Raw genomic sequence first — 17,151 nt, forward strand, 5'->3', positions numbered from 1 at the left:
ATGAAAACCACATTCCGAGTTGCGCTGGCAGTCACTGCGCTGGGCATGCTCCCTGCCGTTTCCTTGGCTGACCAAGCAGACTGCCTCAAGCTTGCCGTTTCGGTGAAGCACGCGGTTACTGCCCAGCCTGCTGAAGTTCTCCAGATCGTTGAAAAGGAGGTCGCCGCGAATCCGAATTGCTCGTGCGAGGTCGTGAAGGCCGCCATCGAGTCGTCCAAGGCCGACACCAAGATGGTCGCCAAGATCGTCGAGACCGCCGCTTCGGTTGCTCCGGACAAGATGCGCTTGATTTCCCAGTGTGCCGTCGCCGTGGCACCGGATTCCCTTTCCGCTGTGCAAGCAGTGATGAGCCGCCTCGATCCTAACAAGGGTGAGAGCGGTTACAGCTCGAAGGGTGGCAAGGTTTCCGACGTGGCCGTGAAGCCCGCTTGGAACCCGCTCGACTTCCCGGGTCAAGGCCCGGTCGGCCCGACCCCGGGTGGCCCGCCGATGCTTCCACCGGGCCTGCCGCCGGTGATTCCTCCGATCATCGTGCCTCCGATCATCGTGCCGCCGGTTGACACCAACATCGATCCAGAGGTCAATCCTCAGGACTGAGTCTTGCTGCCACGCCTAGCATTCCCTGAATATTTTCAAATTCCTCATGAAACGCAGTTTCCTTTCCACTCTCGCAGTGGCCTCTGCCTTTGGTGCCGCCGCTCAAGCTGACCTGTACCACGTCTCCGACGAGGCTCAGGAAAGCATGCCGCTCAAGTGGACGGCCGGGGTTTCCTTCACTTACGACGACAACGTGAACCCCACTGCGGTGGGACCGGGTGCCGATGACGAAACCATCAGCGCCAATCCTTACGTGGGTCTTTCCTTTGTGTCGATCACCCCGCAGACGACTTGGGACGTGTATGCCCGGGTTGGTGCGATCTACTACTTCGACGAGCCCGAGGCTCTCGGTTCGGAAGACCTCTACGGCCAAGCCCGCGCCGGTGTGAACTTCACCCACCGCGTGAGCGAGCGCCTGCGCTTCTCGAGCCGCAACTTCATCTCTTACGAGCTGGAGCCCGACTACTCCTACGGCTACGCCACCAGCCGCCAAGTGGGTGAGTATCTCTACTGGCAGACCGACAACTCCGTTGGTTACCGCTGGACCGAGCGCTTGGCGACCTACACCGGTTTCCAGCTGAACGGCCTCGATTACGATTCGAGCGTGCCGAACTCGGACCGCTTCACTTGGACGGTCTACAATCAGTTCCGCTACCAGCTGACCCCGCAGACGGTTCTGACGGCGGACTACCGCTACTCTGAGACCAGCGGTAACGACCTCGCGTCCGACTCGACCAACCACTACCTCTTGGTCGGTGGTGAGCACCGCTTCTCGCCGAACACGATCATGATCGCCCGCGTGGGTGCTCAGTTCCGCGAAGTGGACGGTCCCGGCAGCGAAGACTCCACGGATCCGTATGCCGAGTTGATGTTCAACACCCGCGTGAACGAGCAGTTCATGATCAAGTCCTTCCTGCGCTACGGCGTTGAGGACTACGACACGGTTGTCGCTGCTGGCTTCCCGGTCGCGCTCACCGAGTTCGACACCCGCAAGACCCTCCGTATCGGTGTGTCCGGCGAATACGAAGTGTCCCAGATGCTCTCGGTCTTCGGTGGTGTGGACTACATCATGACCGACTACGAAGATGGTCGTCTCGCAGGCACTCCGCTTCCTTACGCCGGTTCCCCGAGCGAGGATCTGGTCAACGCCTACGTTGGTCTGTCCGTGAAGTTCACCCAGAACCTGTTCGGCGACTTCTCCTACAACTTTACCGATTCCAACTCCGATCTGCCTAGCCGCAGCTACGACCGGAACCGCGTGAGTGTCGGTGTCCGCGCCGAGTTCTGATCTGATTCAGAACGACTTCCTATCGGTCAATACCTTTTAGTAAGCTCTTTCGTTTCCAAACGGCAAACTCCCGCAATGGTCTACCATTGCGGGAGTTTTCGTTTGAACGGGGAGCGATCCGTGACAATAAGACATCCAGCAAACGCTACCAATGAATCAACCGTCCAACCAGTCGGAGGCTAACCTCCATGCCATTGATTATTGGCAGGTCGTCAAGAACCGCTACGGCGTGATCTTGCTGACCTTCCTGCTAGTGTTCATGACCGCCCTCGTCATCACCTACGTGATGCCGAAGAAGTACGAGAGCAAGGCCGTCGTCCAGGTGAAGCCGAAGGGCTTGGGCGGCATCGGCATCCCGGGCCTGGACACAGGCCGCCAGCAGATGGTCGACATGGGTCCGACCTTCTTTGCCACCGAGTTCGAAGTCATCCGGGCCCAGAAGACGCTCGATACCGCGATTGAGAACCTCGATCTGGTCAATCGTTGGAATACCGATCCCGAGGCCGTGCGCCGTACGCTGCATAGCATCGTGGACGCGCAGAACATCCGCGGCACCTCTCTGATCGAGATCCGCGTGCGCTACAGCAATGCGGAGGACGCCCAGCACATTGCCAAGGCGGTTTCGGAAGCCTACCGTGCGCGCCGGACCAACATTCAGTTGGACAGCGCGAACCAAGCCTTGGACCAGCTGGCGAAGGCCGTGCTCGCCCAGGAAGACCTGGTGGAAGACAGGCGGAAGACTCTCTCTTCTCTAATCCGGACGGGTGGTTTCATCTATGAAAAGGATAGGGGATCGCTGGGTGGATTCGGCGCCGAGGAAGATGCTACCGATGCGGCCCGCAACTTCGCCAAGCTCGAGCAAGAGAAGATCCAGCTCGAGAGCCAGATCGAAACTCTCCTGAAATACGACGGGAAGGAACTCGTCACCTTTGCCGCCGGCATGGACTTGCCGGACAACATCATCAAGAACCTGATGCCGCAGTATCAGGCGGCGAGGCGCGAGTTCGAAGGCATGCAGAGCAGTGGCCTGGGGATGCGCCATCCCACGATGGTTTCCCAAGCGAAGGTCTTGGCCGGCATGGAGAGCGACCTCGCCGAGGCCGCGGCAAATCTCCGCGAAACTCTCAAGGCCAAGCTCGCCTTGTCCAAGGAGCAGTTGGACCGCTTCCAGGCCCGCATGACCACCAAGAAGGAAGAGGCGGTCAAGGACGGTTTGGGAACCCAAGCCTATCTCGACGCCAAGAACGACTTCGAGACCCAGCAGCGCCTGCTCGAGCAACTCAAGCTCAAGCAGATCTCCGACCAGATGAACATCAAGGTCCTCGAGGAGCCGATCATCATGCACGAGGACCCGTCCCTGTCGCAGGTGCCGGTGAGCCCGAACGTGACCCTGAACCTCGCGCTCGGCGGGGTCGTCGGCCTGATCTTCGGGGTCGGTGTGGCCTTCTTCCTGGAGTATCTCGATACCTCCGTGAAGACGCTTGAAGATGTGGAGCGCTACCTGCAAGTGCCGGTGCTCGCCGTGATCCCGAAGGATGTGGGCGTGCTCTACAAGCAGAGCGGCATGAGCCCCGACGCCGAGGCCTACCGGATTCTCCGCACGAACATCGAGTTCAACCGCAAGAACCCCGAGGACAATGCGATTACCGTGGTTTCCGGTGGTGCCGGTGAAGGTAAGTCCACCACCTTGGTCAATCTTGCCTATATCTGCGCCCAAGGTGGTTACACCACCCTGATGATCGACGCCGACTTGCGTCGTCCGCGCCTTCACACCTTCTTCGACATCAACAACTCGGTCGGTCTGACCAACTACCTGACCACCGAGCTGATGCTGGAAGACGTGATCCTGCAGACCCCGGTGGACAACCTCTACTTCATGCCATCCGGCATCCTGCCGGCGGACGCCGCGGGGATCTTGAACTCGCGCCGCATGTCGGAGCTGATCCAGGATGTGAAGCAGCGCTTCGACCTCGTGCTGGTGGACTCCCCGCCGATCCTCGGCGTGAGCGATGCCTCGGTGCTGGCGAGCGAAGTGGACCTGACCATGATCGTGGTGCAGCACCGCAAGCTGCCGCGCAACATGCTCATGCGCGTGAAGCAGGCGGTCGAAAACGTCGGCGGCCACGTCATCGGCGTGGTGCTGAACAACGTCGATGTCCGCAGCGACAGCCAGTACCAGTACTACACCAGCTATTACACCTACTACGCACCGGCTGAATCCCAGGCGATCCCGTCCGCCGGTGGCCAGTCTGCTGCGGCCACGCCGCCGCAGCCGCGCACGCAGTCGCGTCCTTCCAAGCAGGCCGACGACAAGCAAGACCTGTATTGACACTCAAAAACATCTGAAGAAACTGTTCCTATGAAGCGACTTCTAGTCCTTTTGGCCTGTATCGTCGGGCTGGTTCAAGGCCTCTCGGCCCAAGTGGCGATTCGCGCCGGTCAGGCGATCGAAATCCGGATCGGTGGGGTTCCCAGCACCGAGCAGACCATGGTGAATAACACCTATCCGGTCTCCGAAGATGGTACCATCCGCATGCCTTTGATCGGTACAGTGCGGGCTGCTGGTCTCAGCCCTCAGTCTCTGGCCCAGAACATTGAGAGCGCCTACAAATCGGCGGATATCTACACCCATCCGTCGATTCAGGTTCTCGCCTCCAGCGATGAAAAACTGAACCAACTGATGGTCACCGTCGGTGGCCAGGTCCGGAACCCCGGCCCGGTGGAATACATCCGTGGCTTGACGCTCTACAATGCGGTCCAAGCGGCACGCGGAGCCACTGAATTCGGTGCCATGGGCCGCGTCGCGTTGGTCCGTAATGGCCAGCGCAAGGAATACGACCTGAAGAACACCAAGTTCATGAATATTCAGGTCGAGCCGGGCGATACGATCGAAGTGCCCCAGAAGAACTGGCTGGGGCAGTAAGCCTCTTCATGCAAGCACGCCGCTGCTTCCGTTTCCTGGTTGCCGGGATCGCCGTTTGGGTGATCCCGGCGACTGCGTTTTGCCAAGCGGCCAAGTGGCAGGACTCGGTGAAGCTGCTGGCCAGCGAGAATTTCCGCGAGCGGGAGGAGGCCCAGGGCAAGCTCATGGAGTGGGCCCGCAGCGAGCCGATCCGCGCCATGGACTTGATTTTCGGCGAGTTGGAGAAGGCGACCGATCCCGAGGTGCGCCTGCGCCTGCGGGAGTCGCTGCGCGAGCTGGTAATCGCGGACCATCAGAAAAACCACGGCGAGGGCTACGTGGGAATCCGGATGCTGGAGTTGAATGTGGCAATCCCGGGGGACAACCTGCCGCGCACAGGCGTCCAGGTCGCGGATGTGGTCGCGGACAGTCCGGCCGAGCATGCCGGCCTGAAAACCGGGGATGTCATCGTTTCTCTCGCAGGCCTTCGTTGGAGTGGTGCTGGTGCCCCGGAAGCGTTTTCGGGCGCGGTCCGGAAGCTCAAGCCAGGCGATAAGGTGAAACTTGAAATTTTGCGGAATGGCGAGCTGAGCGAGGCCACGATCGAGCTGGGCGTGCGGCCGCTCGGGATGCCGGAGGCGGCACCGCGGCTGCTCTTTGCCAATGGCGCCTTTGTGCCTCCGCCCGACCCCGCCGTGGGGGAGGAGAAAGCCCGGGAGGACGTCTTCAGGGGCTGGCTGGAGAACAAACGCGCGGCCCAAAAGGGTCCCTAGCCGGGTCTGGGATTGAGAGGGTCTCCGGCGCGGAGTCCGCGGGAAGTCCGCCCGGGTATAACTCCCTATTCACTTCCGGGCTCTGTCCGGTTTAAAAAATCGACAATTCCACCCGGCATGCGACGTTAGCCAAATTGTTGACGCCCCGGTTTTTTAACTGATCCATGAAATTCTCACGCATCCGCAGCGCCGCATTGGCGGTTGGTCTCACGGCTTCGACCCTTACCGCCTGCGCCCAGCAAGCGGACTTCGATGAAGTGGGTAAGCAAATGGCGATCATGCTTCAGAACAGCCATTTCGCCCAGCTGAAGTTCAGTGACATGAGCCAACGCTTCCTGGACGATTTCGTCCGGGATCTGGATTCGGGGAAGGTCTATTTCACCCAGGAAGACATCGACCGCTTCAACCGCCAGTACGGCCAGGAGCTGGCCCAGATGCTGGTGCAGAAGCAGAGCATGGCCGCCGCTGCGGACATTTACGGCACCTTCAAGAAGCGCGTGGAAGCTCGTGTGGCAGAAGCCAAGCGGGTGCTTGCCGCAGGCGACTTCGATTTCACCAAGAGCGAGTCGATCCAGCGCAGCCGCAAGGATGCCCCCTGGCCGAAGAACGAGGCTGAGGCCATGGCGGTGTGGAACCAGCAGATCAAGGAGGCCGTGCTCTCCGAGACACTGCGCCGCGACATGGTGGCCCAGATGGCCGCCAAGCAGGGTAAGGAGAATCCGCTCAAGAACGACAAGGATCCCAAGGAGAAGATTTCGCTCCGCTACGAGCGCTTCCTCCACAGCGTGGTGAAGGATGTGGATGACGAGGACATGGCTGCCATGTTCCTCAGCGCCGTCGCCCGGTCCTTCGACCCCCATACCGACTACATGAGCACCCGCGAGATGGATCGCTTCCGCGATGGCATGCGCAACGAGCTCGTTGGTATCGGCGCTCTGCTGCAGGGTGAGGAAGACGGTGCGACCAAGATCATGGGCATCGTCCTCGGCGGCCCTGCCGACAAGCAAGGCACTCTCAAGCTCAACGACCGCGTCGTCGCCGTCGATCCCGATGGTGATGGTCCGCGTGAGATGGTGGACATCATGTTCATGAAGATCGACAAGGTGGTCGATCTGATCCGCGGCCAGGAAGACAGCCCGGTCCGCCTGAAGGTCGAGCCGGCTGGCGGTGCTCCGGGTGAAACCACCCTGATCAACATCGTCCGCGCCAAGGTCGCCCTGAAGGATGAGCAGGCGAGCGCGGAGATCATCGACATGAAGGGCGAGAACGGTGGCGAAGCGACCCGCCTCGGCATCATCACGCTGCCTTCCTTCTACGCCGACTTCGATGAAGGCAAGGTCCGCTGCTCGGTGGACATCGAGCGTCTGCTCGAGCGCCTGAAGGCCGAGAAGATCGACGGCCTGCTCTTCGACATCCGCAACAACGGCGGTGGCGCGCTTGAGGAAGTCCGGCGCATGACCGGCTTCTTCTCCCAGCGCGGCCCGGTGGTGCAGGTGAAGAGCATCTTCGGCGAGGTTCAGGTGAAGGAGTCCGATAAGCAGGCTCCGATCTATGATGGCCCGATGGTGGTGCTCACCGACAAGAGCAGCGCCTCCGCGAGCGAGATCCTCGCCGGTGCCCTGCAGGACGCGCACCGCGCCGTGATCGTCGGCGAGTCTTCGACCTTCGGTAAGGGCACCGTGCAGCAGCCGATGGATATCGGTCGCATGTTGCCGCTTTTCCGGGTTCGCAACAAGGCCGGCACCCTGAAGGTGACCATCCAGAAGTTCTACCGTCCCTCCGGCTCCTCGACCCAGAATATGGGCGTGATCCCGGACGTGGTTCTACCCAGCCTGACCGATGCGCTTGAGGTCGGTGAGGCCTTCCTTGACCACGCGCTGCAGCATGACATGACCCGCCGCGCGCCGGACTTCAATCCGCTCAAGGAAGCCGATCTGTTCTTGCCGCGTCTGAAGGAGCTGAGCGCCAAGCGCGTTGCCGATTCGAAGGACTTCTCTTACGTCATCGAGGACGTGACCAAGGCCAAGGCCCGCATCCGCGAAAACAAGATTTCGCTCAATCTCGCCGACCGCAAGAAGGAGCTGGAGGAAATCGAAGCCCAGCAGCAGCAGCGCAACAATGAGCGCCGCGAGCGCTTTGCCGGGATCCAGAAGAAGGACCAGGCTGACATGACCTTCTACAAGCTCACCCTCGACGACGTCGAGAAGGGTGGCGATATCGTGAAGTTCGACCCCACTGCCGAGAACCAAGGCTACATGAAGAAGGCCAAGGATGAGACGGCGGAGCTCGATGACACCCCGTCATGGCCGAGCGCGCTGGATCCACACAAGCGGGAAGGCCTCAAGATCCTCGGCGATCTGGTGGAGACCACGAACAAGGCCCGCGTTGCCGGGACCTTCAACCGTTGATGGTGTCTTTAGCCGAACGTCTCGCCGGCCTGCGCGAGCGCATCACCGCCGCCTGCATGGCGGCGGGGCGCGCGGCGGCCGGAGTGGAGTTGCTTGCCGTTTCTAAAACCTTTCCGGCCTCGGCAGTTGCCGAGGCCCGGGAGGCTGGCCAGCGGCTCTTTGGTGAAAGCCGCCAGCAGGAGGCCGCGCCGAAGATCGCAGCACTTCCCCGTGATCTGGAGTGGCACTTCATTGGTGGCCTCCAGCGCAACAAGGTCCGCAAGGTGCTGGCTGATTTTGCCTGCATCCACAGCGTGGACTCGCTGCGCCTTGCCGAATACCTCGATCGCGTCGCGGGAGAGGAGGGCAAGCGCCCCAAGATTTACCTGGAGGTCAATGTCGCTGGCGAGGAAAGCAAAGGTGGCTTCACCCCCGCTGAATTGCTGGCCGCGGCCGAACAGCTCCCGGGCTTGGCTCACGTCGAGATCCTCGGCCTGATGTCGATTCCGCCAGAGGACGATGCCCGGCGCTGGTTCGCTGCCACCCGGGAGTTGCGCGACCGGCTGCAAGCGGCGTCCGGGCTGTCACTGCCCGGCCTGAGCATGGGCATGAGCGGCGACTTTGAGCAGGCGATTGCGGAGGGCTCCACGATCGTCCGGGTGGGCTCCGCACTTTTCGGCAACCGATCTTACCCCGTATAACGATGACCCGCTTGGAACACGCCGCCGTGATCGGATCGGAACTCGCCTTGCGCTTCGGCGATGACGAGGAGATCTACCTGCCGCTGGAGATGCTGCGCCGCGCCTGCCCCTGCGCTGCCTGCCAAGGCGAGCCGGATGCCTTGGGGCGGGTCCTCCGGCCGGTTCAGAAAATTGGCGCGCGGGGCTATGAACTACTGCGCTACGAGGCGGTGGGCGGTTACGCCCTGCAACTTTTTTGGGCGGACGGACACTCGACCGGCATTTATACTTTCGACTACCTGCGGCGACTTGCGTTGCTGCCGTGATGTCGGAAATGCCGTGAATCCGTACACTCCACCCCTTGCCGCCGCGGCTCCCGCGGAGGACCAGAAGCCCGCCCTGCGGGAAATCGTGATCGCTTGGGAGCGCCTGCGGCTGCTCTACAACGCGCTGCTGGCGATTCCGGGGATTCTGGTGATCGTTGCCGCAGTCAGTGAGACGAATACGACGCTGATCGGCGCCATCATCTCGGGCACTCTCGTCGCGGTTGGCGCGAACCTCTGCTTCATGCTAGGCCCCTTGGCAGAGCTCTATTTGCGCGGAATCTTCCGCAAGGGCGAGCCCCTCGGCCGCGGGCGGTGGTTGATCTTTGGCAGCGGGACCTTGCTGTCCTTGTTCCTCGTCATCCTGACCTTCGTGCAGTTGAAGACAGGGTGGCCCTGAGGAGCGTGGGAGCGGCGCGTCTCCTTGCTGGACGACACACCGCACCGGTAGCTTCCGCGTTCTCACGAACGCGCCTGCATCACTAGGCTGCTCACGCCGTCACGGCGCCACGGTCGTCATTCAGCCCGCTCTTCTCCAGGAAGTAGTCGTAGCCGCCGGTGTAGCGTGTCACGGCGCCGTTGTTGATGTGCAGCGTCGTCTCCGCGAGGTTGCGGATGAAGTGCACGTCGTGGGAGATGAAGACCAGCGTGCCTTCATAAGCCTTGAGCGCGTTCACCAGCGAATCGATCGAGAGGATGTCCAAGTGCGTCGTCGGCTCGTCCATCAGTAGCAGGTTCGGCGGATCGACGAGGAACTTTACGAGGTTGAGGCGCGACTTCTCACCCCCGGAGAGTACGCCGCAGCGCTTCTCCACATCGGTGCGGCGGAAGAGGAAGGAGCCGAGAATCGCGCGGGCATCTTCTTCGCGCAAGGTGGTGCAGCTGGCCAGCACCTCCTCAAGCACGGTGTTTTCCTCATTGAGGGTCTCCGAGCGGTGCTGGGAGTAGTAGCCGAACTTGGTGGCGTAGCCGACGTCGCGCTTGCCCGCATTGATCGGCAGGGTGCCGGCCAAGATCTTCAGCAGCGTGGACTTACCGGCACCGTTCGGGCCGACCAGCACGATCTTGTCGCCACGTTCAATGGTGAGATCGAGGTCCTTGTAGATTTGCTTCTCACCGTAAGCCTGCCCGACCTTCTGCAGCTCGATCACCTTCTGGTTCGAGCGCGGTGGTTGAGGGAAGGCGAACTTGAAGGGCTTGCGCGGAGCTCGCGGCTTCTCGATCCGTTCCATCTTCTCGAGGAACTTGATCCGCGACTGCACCTGCGCCGCCTTCGAGCCCACCTGGCGGAAGCGGTCGATGAACTCCTGGTGGCCTTCGATCTCCTTGTTCTGGTTGCGGTAGGCTTGGACCTTCTGCTCGTAGCGGGCCTCGCGTTGTTCGAGGTAGCTGGAGTAGTTGCCGGTGTAGGAAACCAGCTCCTGCATGTCGGGGTCGATCTCCACGACGTTCTCGACGATCGCGTCCATGAAGTCGCGGTCGTGCGAGATCATCAGGATCGCGCCGGGGTAGTTCATCAGGTAGCGCTGGAACCACAGCAGCGAGAGCAGGTCGAGGTGGTTGGTCGGCTCGTCCAGCATCAGCAGGTCGGGCTCCATCACCAGCAGTCGGGCCAAGTAGGCGCGCATGATCCAGCCACCGGAAAACTCGCGGGCGGTGCGGTGGAAGTCCGCTTCCTTGTAGCCGAGACCGGCCAAAATCTTCTTTGCCTTCGGCTCCAGTTGGTAGCCGTTCAGGTGGTTGAACTGGTCCTGTGCGTGGGCGTATTCCGGATCCCCGGTGGTGCCTTTGGCCTCGTGCTCGCGCATGGCCCGCAGGTAGCCGACCATCTCCGGGGTGATGCCCATTGCGATCTCCAGCACCGTCTCGTCGCCCGGGTCGCCGGATTCCTGCGCCAGATAGCCGGTGATGGCGTAGTCGTCGCGCTCGATCGTGCCGCCATCCGGATCCTCTTGGGCGAGAATCATGCGGAAGAGCGTCGACTTGCCGGCACCGTTCGGACCGACCAAAGCGATACGTTCGCCCCAGTTGATGGTCATTTCCGCGTCGCGGAACAGGGTTCGGCCGCCGAGCGTCTTGGTCAGCTTGTGGATCGTGAGCACGCGGCGATGTAGGCGAGCCGCCCCTCCGGAGCAAGCGCAAGGAACAGGCGGGATTTACGGTCTATTGGAAGGCGTCGCTGACCATGTAGTCCTTCCACGCGGTATTCATGGCCGCAGGGGAGTCGAATCCGAGGGCCTTGGAGAATGCCTCGTCCGTCGGGCACTTGTCGTCCTTCCGGGTCTCGGCGATCAGCTTGTTGAAGCCGGAGCGCTTGGCCGGATCGGCTTGGATCATGTGCATCAGGCCCAGGCCGAAGCCCAGATCCCGGGGTTCGGCCTTGGCGGCACTGGCCTGCAGGAAGCCCTTGATATCCGGCGTGGCACCTCCTTTGAGCAGCTTTTTGGTCGCTCCGGCCCAGTTCCGGCCGTTCTTGAAGCCCTCCACCTCGGTTCCGCCACCGAAAGTCACCTCCGACTCGATCCGGCCGCAGCAGAGTTCCTCGCGATGGTAGGCGAAGGAGAGCCGGACCATGCTCAGGTTGAAGTCCTCATTTTCGTCGGCCTTGCCGGTCATCTGGCCGAACAAGTCGCTGGCCACGAAGTGGATGCGCTCCGGCCAAGTGCGGCGGCTGGACTGCGCATTCTTGGAATCGAGGCGGAAGAGCCGGCCGCTGGTGGCAAAGCCGTTTTCCTTCGCGAAGGCCGAATCCAGCGAAAAGGTTGCAATTGACGAGGTGGTGAGCCGGTATTCGGAACTCACCTCACGGCTGTCCTCGGCGTGCTTTTCGTGCCAGCCCGCGAAGGCGGTGGCCTCCTTCTCCCCGTCGGCCAGAATAATGGGCATTCTCCGGCCCTTGAAGGCCTCCGCCAGCTCGGGCAGATCGGCGGCGACATCGATCCACAGCCGCTCCAGCGCGTCGGCATAGGCTGCCACGACCGCCGGCCGGGTCTTTTCAAAGCCGCCGATCAGGAAATGCTCCGTCTCCAGATTGGAGGCATAGGTCATCGTGCCGATCTTGAAACCGCCCTCCCGCGGCTTGAAGGAGGTCGGATCGAGCTTCACCGTGGCGAAGCGGCCCGACGCTACCGCTGAGCTAGCGCCGGTGGCAGGAGCGGGACTCGGGCTGGGGCTAGCGTCGGGCGCGGGCACCGCGGTTTCCAAGTGCTTGAGGTCGTCGGGACTGAGAGTTTTCTTGGCGATGGCGATCTCCCTGCCGTCGCCGCGCTTCACCCAGACGGTGGTCTCATCCTGGCGCAGAAAGACCCCGTCCAGCTTGCGACCCTTGATGTCGGTCCAAGTGCGGGCCTCCTCGGCGGAGGCCGCCAGCGATGCTGCGGCGAAGAGGGATACGGTCAATCCGCGGAGAAGGGGAGATTTCATCGCGTGCATGTTGCAAATTTCAACCCCGTCGACAACTCATGAGTTGTGGCTTTCCTGAGGGAAGTTGCGGTTGTAGAGGTCAACGGCGATGATGGACCGGCGGCGTTTTCTCTACTCCTTGGTAGCGGCCTGCGGGGGCTGCGCGACTTCGGGCAGCAGTTCGGGCGCGGGCGGCTGGTCGTCCGCGGAACTCAGGCGTGCCGATGCCATCGCCAAAGGAAATGGGGCCAAGGGCTGGGCGGCGTGGCACGGGCATCGCGAATTGGTCTCTTGGCAGACCCATGAGCGCGGGCCTTCGCTCAGTCTAACCAAGGTGCTGGGCGCGCTGGCCGCGACCAAGGCTGCGGGCGAGGGCTGGCTTTCCGACAGTGAGCGGGTCTCCGCCACGATCCCGGAGTGGCGGGGCGATGCGCGGAAGTCGCGGATCACTGTGCTGATGCTGCTCCAGCAGACCGCCGGGTTGGAGGCAGGGGTGGCGTCACTCTATCGCAATCCCGCAGACAAGGGGCGCAATGCTCTGCTCCTCTCCGTGGTGGACGAGCCGGGCTCGCTCTTCCGCTACGGGCCGGCCTGTTGGGAAGTGCTGGGGGAGCTGTTGCAGCGGAAGCTGAGCTCGCGTGGTGAGACCTTGGAGAAATTCCTGCACCGCGCGGTGATGCGACCGGTCGGCCTGAGCAGTCCGAATTGGCGCTCGGACAAGAAGGGCCGTTTCTTCCTCTCCACCGGCGCGGAGATGAGCGTGGAGGAACTCGGGCGACTCGGCCGGACCTTGGGCAAGCTCTTGAGCGGGGAAAGCACGGACGGATTCGATCCGGAAATCTTCGCGCGGATGACCCGCACCTCGGCAGCGAATCCGATTTTCGGTGGTGGGATTTGGCGGAATGCCAATGCTCGCAAGGCGGGCGCCTATCCCGTGGAGATCGAGGACGTGCTCGATCCGCCGCGGGGTGGAGGCTTTTGGGCCGGTGCCTGCATGTCGCTACGCCAGCCGGCGAGCATGGTGGCGCTGGTAGGCTCTTCGGGAAAGCGGGTCTTCATTTGGCCCGGCGAGAATCGGGTGGTGGCGAGATTGGGCCGCTCCTCGGCTTGGAAGGACGGGCCTTTTTTGGGGACGCTCTCGTGAGCGCCAGGAAACCGTCATCGACCATGCCCTTCTTTGAGGGCGGCCATCACTTCCTCACCGCGATCATCAGGTTCGCATCCCCCGGGCGCATGGCATAGCCGGAGCCGAAGGATAAAGCGGGCCCCCCGCCGATCGCGTTGTAGGCCGCGCGCAGGTCGGCTTGGCTGTGCTTGGCGAAGAGTTCGATCGGGGCGTCGTAGTTGCCGAAGAGGTGGATGTCCCACTTACTGGAATCGTAGTAGCGGTAGGGGATGCCCGAGTCGTCCTGAACCACGGCGTGGCAGTTCGAGAGCATCCAGTCGCGGATCCCGGAGAAGCCCGAGTCGTGCATCAGGTAGGAGGCTGCCTTGAAGTAGCCGACACAACCGCTGTAGGAGGAAAGCCAGCCGCGGTAGGAGCTGTTGAAGCCGCCGTTCGAGACATCCCCGGCCACGTAGGTCGCACGGCGTGAGCCGCCACCCGGCAGGCGGAACTGGATCTCGACGGCGGAGCGGCCCGCCGCATTGACCCCTTGCACGTTCTCCACCGTGGCATCCATCAGCGACAGGCTTGCCAGCAGGATCGGCGTCACTCCCGGCAGCGGGCCGCCGGAGAGGTCATTCTTCATGTCCTTGGTGATGAAGTAACCGGTCTTGAGCTGGGCATCCATGGCTGTGTTCAGGCGGCCCAGTGAGCTCATCACCGCGTCGGGATCGGCATTGTCCAGGTTGGGCAGGCCGCCCGGTGGTTCCAAGCCGAGCAGCACGTAGTTCGATGCCTGCGGAAAGAGCGCTGTAGCGTAGAGCAGGTCCGGCCCGCCGAAGGGATAGAGCAGGGTCCGTGGATTGCCGATGATCGGGGCCATGGTGCTGTTCGACCACTCGCGCTGCCGTGCCGTCCGCTTCGAGGCGAAGACCCGCCACTTTGTGGCCATCTCCTCGGCATGACTCCGGTAGTTCCCGGTCTGCTGCATCTGCGAGAGCGCCGCACCGTGGCGGACTGGACGCCCAGCGAGGAAGCGCGCGATGTCATCGGCGGTCGCCTGTCCATCCACGGGTGTGAATTCTTCGCGCACGGGCTCGGCAGTCAGCGTCTGTCCGCGCGGCGGCTTCGAGGGACCACAGGCGGCGAGCAAGAGGACGGGCAGCAGGACGAGTCGTTTCATTTTCTTCGAAGGAGTTTGAGAGGGAACCAGATCAGGGCGAAGAACAGGGCAACCCCTGCGCCAGTGAGAGTGGTGTCGGGATGTTTCTTGGCAGAATACACGATCACGAATCCCGCCATCGCCAGGAAAAGCAAGGGAGGAAGCGGATAGAGTGGCACCTTCACCGGCCGCGGCAACTCGGGTGAGCGGTAGCGCAGGATCATGCAACCGGCCACTACCAGAGAGGTGGAGAGAGTCAGCCCGATCTGCGTGGCCTCCATCAATTTCCGCAGCCCGCTGCCGAAGACCAGGACCAGCGCCACCGAGGTCTGGAATAGCAGCGCAAGGTGCGGAACGTCGCGGCGCGGGGCGAAGAAGGACAGCGAGCCCATGTTCTTGCCCATCGCTCCAAGGACCCTCGGTCCCGCCCATAGCAGGGCGCTGGCAGAGGCAAAAAGACCGATGGCGAACAGGGCGGAGACTCCGCGTGCTGCCTGCTCCCCGAACAAGGAAACTGCGGCGATGTGGCCCACAGCTTCCTGGCCGCGCAGTGCCGCCACCGGGGCAGCGCGCAGGAAGGAGGCATTCAGGCCGACGTAGAGCACGCCCACCAAGAGAGTGCCCCAGAGCAGAGCCTTGCGCACCGTGTGCTGGGGATCGACCCAGTCCTCCAAGCCGTAGACCGCAGCATTCCAGCCGGTATAGGCATAAGTCACGTAGAGCAGTGAGACCGCGAAGGCCGCAGTGACCACAGCGGCGGAATCCTGCTTCCAGTCGAGTTGCCAGCGGATGTCGCCTTCACCGGGCAGCATCCACGCCGTGGCGATGAAAGTGACGATCAGGATGAGCTTGAGCCCGGTGGCTACGACCTGCACTCGCGCACTGGTCCGCGTACTCACCGAGTGCGCCGCGGATCCTACCAGGATCACCGCCGCGGCGGCCAGATCGACCCGGATCCAGGGCTCCGCGCTGTGCAGGTATTCTCCGAATGCCAGCGCGGTGATCGCTGTGGGGGCGGCGAAGCCGGCGAAGGCCGAAAGCATGCCGGCCATGAAGCCGAGGCTCGGGTGATAGATGCTCCTGAGGAAATGATACTCGCCGCCGGACTTGGGCAGCAGGGTCGCCACCTCCGCGTAACAAAATGCGCCGCAGAGGGCGAGCAGTCCACCGAGCGCCCAGAGAAAGAGGATCTGCGGCGCGGAATTGAGGTCCACGAGTTGAAAGCCCAGGGAGGTGAAGACCCCCACGCCGATCATGCTGGCCACCACCAGCGCGGTGGCGGCGAACACTCCGGCCTGCGATGGCTGATTCGACACGGTCTAACACATCCGCGAAATTCCCGCTCCCGCAAATCCTGAAATTCCAAATGCATGAATTAGTGTTCATGTGAACAATTTTCCGTTGCCGCCTTGGCGGGCTGGGGGGATGATCCCCGCCATGGACCCGCTTCGTGGCCGGGGGGCGCAATTGAACCCCGCGAACCGCTTCGACCTTCTCCATTGCGAGACGGACGAGGACGCGTGGCTGGATGATGACCCGCGACCGCTGCGCACCACCTTCCTGCGCGACGACAGCCAGACGGTGCTCAACTCAAACGACTCGGAGGACCTCAGGTTTGAATACAGCGTGAACCCCTATCGCGGTTGCGAGCACGGCTGCGCTTACTGCTACGCCCGCACCTATCACGAGTATCTTGGCTACTCCGCGGGAGTCGATTTCGAGTCGAAGATCATTGTGAAGACGGAGGCTCCGCAGCTCTTGGAAAAGGCCTTGGCGAAGCCCTCCTACAAGCCGGCGATGATCGCGATGAGCGGCGTGACCGATTGCTATCAACCGGTCGAGCGCAAGCTGGAGATCACCCGCGGCTGCCTGGAAGTGATGGCGCGCTTCCGCCAGCCGGTGGGGCTGATCACCAAGAATGCGCTGGTGGCGCGGGATGTGGATCACCTAGGGGAGCTCGCCAAGCATCGTGCGGCTTGCGTGTTCATTTCGGTAACTTCTCTCGATCCGAAGTTGGCGCGCATCCTTGAGCCTCGAGCCTCCTCCCCACGGGCGCGATTGGATGCCATCCGTGCCTTGGCGGATCATGGCATTCCCGTGGGGGTGAGCGCCGCACCGATGATCCCTGCCCTCAACGACAGCGAGCTCCCGGCAATCTTGGCAGCAGCGAAAGAAGCGGGAGCTAGCTTCTCCTTCTACACGACCGTCCGGCTGCCGGGCGCAGTGGCACCGGTGTTCTCCTCGTGGCTCGACAAATATTTCCCGGAGCGGAAGGAGAAGGTCCTCGGGCGCATCCGGGACTCACACGGCGGAAGATTGAACAACAGCACGCCCGGCGAGCGCATGCGCGGACAAGGCGAACCCTCAGGGCAATTGCGCGCACTCTTCCATGCGAGCTGCCGGCGGCTGGGGCTAGCCACGCGGGCACCGGAGTTGAGCGTCGCGGCTTTCCGGAAGGTATTGCCGGGCGGGCAAGGGGAGTTGTTTTGATGAGCTTGGAAATGCCTCTTGGAAATGAAAGCTAGTAGACCT

General features: G+C 62.4%; 15 protein-coding genes. 11 read left to right on the forward strand and 4 right to left on the reverse strand.

The window, feature by feature from the left end; translation table 11 throughout:
• From BV071_RS21110 to BV071_RS21150, 9 genes are all read left to right on the forward strand, one after another.
• Complete coding sequence (locus BV071_RS21110; RefSeq protein ID WP_265594712.1) at positions 1-597, forward strand: hypothetical protein; 597 nt, start codon at positions 1-3, stop codon at positions 595-597.
• Between the two features lie 46 nt (positions 598-643).
• Positions 644-1,885, forward strand: coding sequence for a hypothetical protein (locus BV071_RS21115; protein ID WP_035611536.1), 1,242 nt, complete (start codon positions 644-646; stop codon positions 1,883-1,885).
• 151 nt (positions 1,886-2,036) lie between these two features.
• Positions 2,037-4,214, forward strand: a complete 2,178-nt coding sequence (locus tag BV071_RS21120) for a polysaccharide biosynthesis tyrosine autokinase (RefSeq protein WP_035611537.1) — start codon at positions 2,037-2,039, stop codon at positions 4,212-4,214.
• Between the two features lie 30 nt (positions 4,215-4,244).
• Positions 4,245-4,808 carry a polysaccharide biosynthesis/export family protein gene (locus BV071_RS33410; protein WP_081886140.1) on the forward strand — a complete coding sequence of 188 codons (564 nt, stop codon included), beginning with the start codon at positions 4,245-4,247 and terminating at the stop codon, positions 4,806-4,808.
• An 8-nt stretch (positions 4,809-4,816) separates the two neighbouring features.
• Complete coding sequence (locus tag BV071_RS21130) at positions 4,817-5,560, forward strand: PDZ domain-containing protein (protein ID WP_035611539.1); 744 nt, start codon at positions 4,817-4,819, stop codon at positions 5,558-5,560.
• A gap of 164 nt (positions 5,561-5,724) precedes the next feature.
• Positions 5,725-7,968, forward strand: a complete 2,244-nt coding sequence (locus BV071_RS21135; protein WP_035611540.1) for a carboxy terminal-processing peptidase — start codon at positions 5,725-5,727, stop codon at positions 7,966-7,968.
• On the forward strand, positions 7,968-8,648 hold the full coding sequence (locus BV071_RS21140; RefSeq protein ID WP_265594713.1) for a YggS family pyridoxal phosphate-dependent enzyme: 681 nt from the start codon (positions 7,968-7,970) through the stop codon (positions 8,646-8,648). Before BV071_RS21135 ends, BV071_RS21140 begins: the two co-directional genes overlap by 1 nt.
• A gap of 2 nt (positions 8,649-8,650) precedes the next feature.
• The gene (locus tag BV071_RS21145) at positions 8,651-8,953 is read left to right on the forward strand and encodes a DUF971 domain-containing protein (protein ID WP_035611541.1); all 303 of its coding nucleotides are present in this window, start codon (positions 8,651-8,653) and stop codon (positions 8,951-8,953) included.
• 13 nt (positions 8,954-8,966) lie between these two features.
• Complete coding sequence (locus BV071_RS21150) at positions 8,967-9,350, forward strand: hypothetical protein (RefSeq protein ID WP_035611543.1); 384 nt, start codon at positions 8,967-8,969, stop codon at positions 9,348-9,350.
• 91 nt (positions 9,351-9,441) lie between these two features.
• On the opposite strand, the gene BV071_RS21155 is transcribed toward BV071_RS21150, so the two are convergent.
• Complete coding sequence (locus BV071_RS21155) at positions 9,442-11,052, reverse strand: ABC-F family ATP-binding cassette domain-containing protein (protein WP_035611549.1); 1,611 nt, start codon at positions 11,050-11,052, stop codon at positions 9,442-9,444.
• Between the two features lie 61 nt (positions 11,053-11,113).
• Positions 11,114-12,373, reverse strand: a complete 1,260-nt coding sequence (locus BV071_RS21160; RefSeq protein ID WP_265594714.1) for a hypothetical protein — start codon at positions 12,371-12,373, stop codon at positions 11,114-11,116.
• An 88-nt stretch (positions 12,374-12,461) separates the two neighbouring features.
• Here BV071_RS21160 and BV071_RS21165 point away from each other — a divergent pair, with 88 nt between their 5' ends.
• Positions 12,462-13,496 carry a serine hydrolase domain-containing protein gene (locus BV071_RS21165; protein ID WP_035611559.1) on the forward strand — a complete coding sequence of 345 codons (1,035 nt, stop codon included), beginning with the start codon at positions 12,462-12,464 and terminating at the stop codon, positions 13,494-13,496.
• A 46-nt stretch (positions 13,497-13,542) separates the two neighbouring features.
• Here the strand turns inward: BV071_RS21165 and BV071_RS21170 are convergent, their stop codons facing one another.
• Together BV071_RS21170 and BV071_RS21175 are read right to left on the reverse strand one after the other, a co-directional pair.
• Positions 13,543-14,640 carry a hypothetical protein gene (locus BV071_RS21170; protein ID WP_035611560.1) on the reverse strand — a complete coding sequence of 366 codons (1,098 nt, stop codon included), beginning with the start codon at positions 14,638-14,640 and terminating at the stop codon, positions 13,543-13,545.
• The gene (locus BV071_RS21175) at positions 14,637-15,935 is read right to left on the reverse strand and encodes an amino acid permease (RefSeq protein WP_052573695.1); all 1,299 of its coding nucleotides are present in this window, start codon (positions 15,933-15,935) and stop codon (positions 14,637-14,639) included. Before BV071_RS21175 ends, BV071_RS21170 begins: the two co-directional genes overlap by 4 nt.
• A gap of 121 nt (positions 15,936-16,056) precedes the next feature.
• Here BV071_RS21175 and BV071_RS21180 point away from each other — a divergent pair, with 121 nt between their 5' ends.
• Positions 16,057-17,109 (forward strand): PA0069 family radical SAM protein, encoded by a 1,053-nt coding sequence (locus BV071_RS21180; RefSeq protein ID WP_265594715.1) that lies wholly within the window; start codon positions 16,057-16,059, stop codon positions 17,107-17,109.
• The last annotated feature ends 42 nt before the right edge of the window (positions 17,110-17,151 follow it).

It is taken from the genome of Haloferula sp. BvORR071 (genome assembly GCF_000739615.1).
In the GTDB taxonomy this organism is placed as follows: Bacteria; Verrucomicrobiota; Verrucomicrobiia; order Verrucomicrobiales; family Akkermansiaceae; genus Haloferula.

Coding starts and splice junctions, on each gene's coding strand:
- BV071_RS21180 (WP_265594715.1), top strand. CDS start 16,057: ATGGACCCGCTTCGTGGCCGGGGGGCGCAATTGAACCCCGCGAACCGC.
- BV071_RS21170 (WP_035611560.1), bottom strand. CDS start 14,640: ATGAAACGACTCGTCCTGCTGCCCGTCCTCTTGCTCGCCGCCTGTGGT.
- BV071_RS21145 (WP_035611541.1), top strand. CDS start 8,651: ATGACCCGCTTGGAACACGCCGCCGTGATCGGATCGGAACTCGCCTTG.
- BV071_RS21130 (WP_035611539.1), top strand. CDS start 4,817: ATGCAAGCACGCCGCTGCTTCCGTTTCCTGGTTGCCGGGATCGCCGTT.
- BV071_RS21140 (WP_265594713.1), top strand. CDS start 7,968: ATGGTGTCTTTAGCCGAACGTCTCGCCGGCCTGCGCGAGCGCATCACC.
- BV071_RS21120 (WP_035611537.1), top strand. CDS start 2,037: ATGAATCAACCGTCCAACCAGTCGGAGGCTAACCTCCATGCCATTGAT.
- BV071_RS21165 (WP_035611559.1), top strand. CDS start 12,462: ATGATGGACCGGCGGCGTTTTCTCTACTCCTTGGTAGCGGCCTGCGGG.
- BV071_RS21135 (WP_035611540.1), top strand. CDS start 5,725: ATGAAATTCTCACGCATCCGCAGCGCCGCATTGGCGGTTGGTCTCACG.
- BV071_RS21115 (WP_035611536.1), top strand. CDS start 644: ATGAAACGCAGTTTCCTTTCCACTCTCGCAGTGGCCTCTGCCTTTGGT.
- BV071_RS21110 (WP_265594712.1), top strand. CDS start 1: ATGAAAACCACATTCCGAGTTGCGCTGGCAGTCACTGCGCTGGGCATG.
- BV071_RS21160 (WP_265594714.1), bottom strand. CDS start 12,373: ATGAAATCTCCCCTTCTCCGCGGATTGACCGTATCCCTCTTCGCCGCA.
- BV071_RS33410 (WP_081886140.1), top strand. CDS start 4,245: ATGAAGCGACTTCTAGTCCTTTTGGCCTGTATCGTCGGGCTGGTTCAA.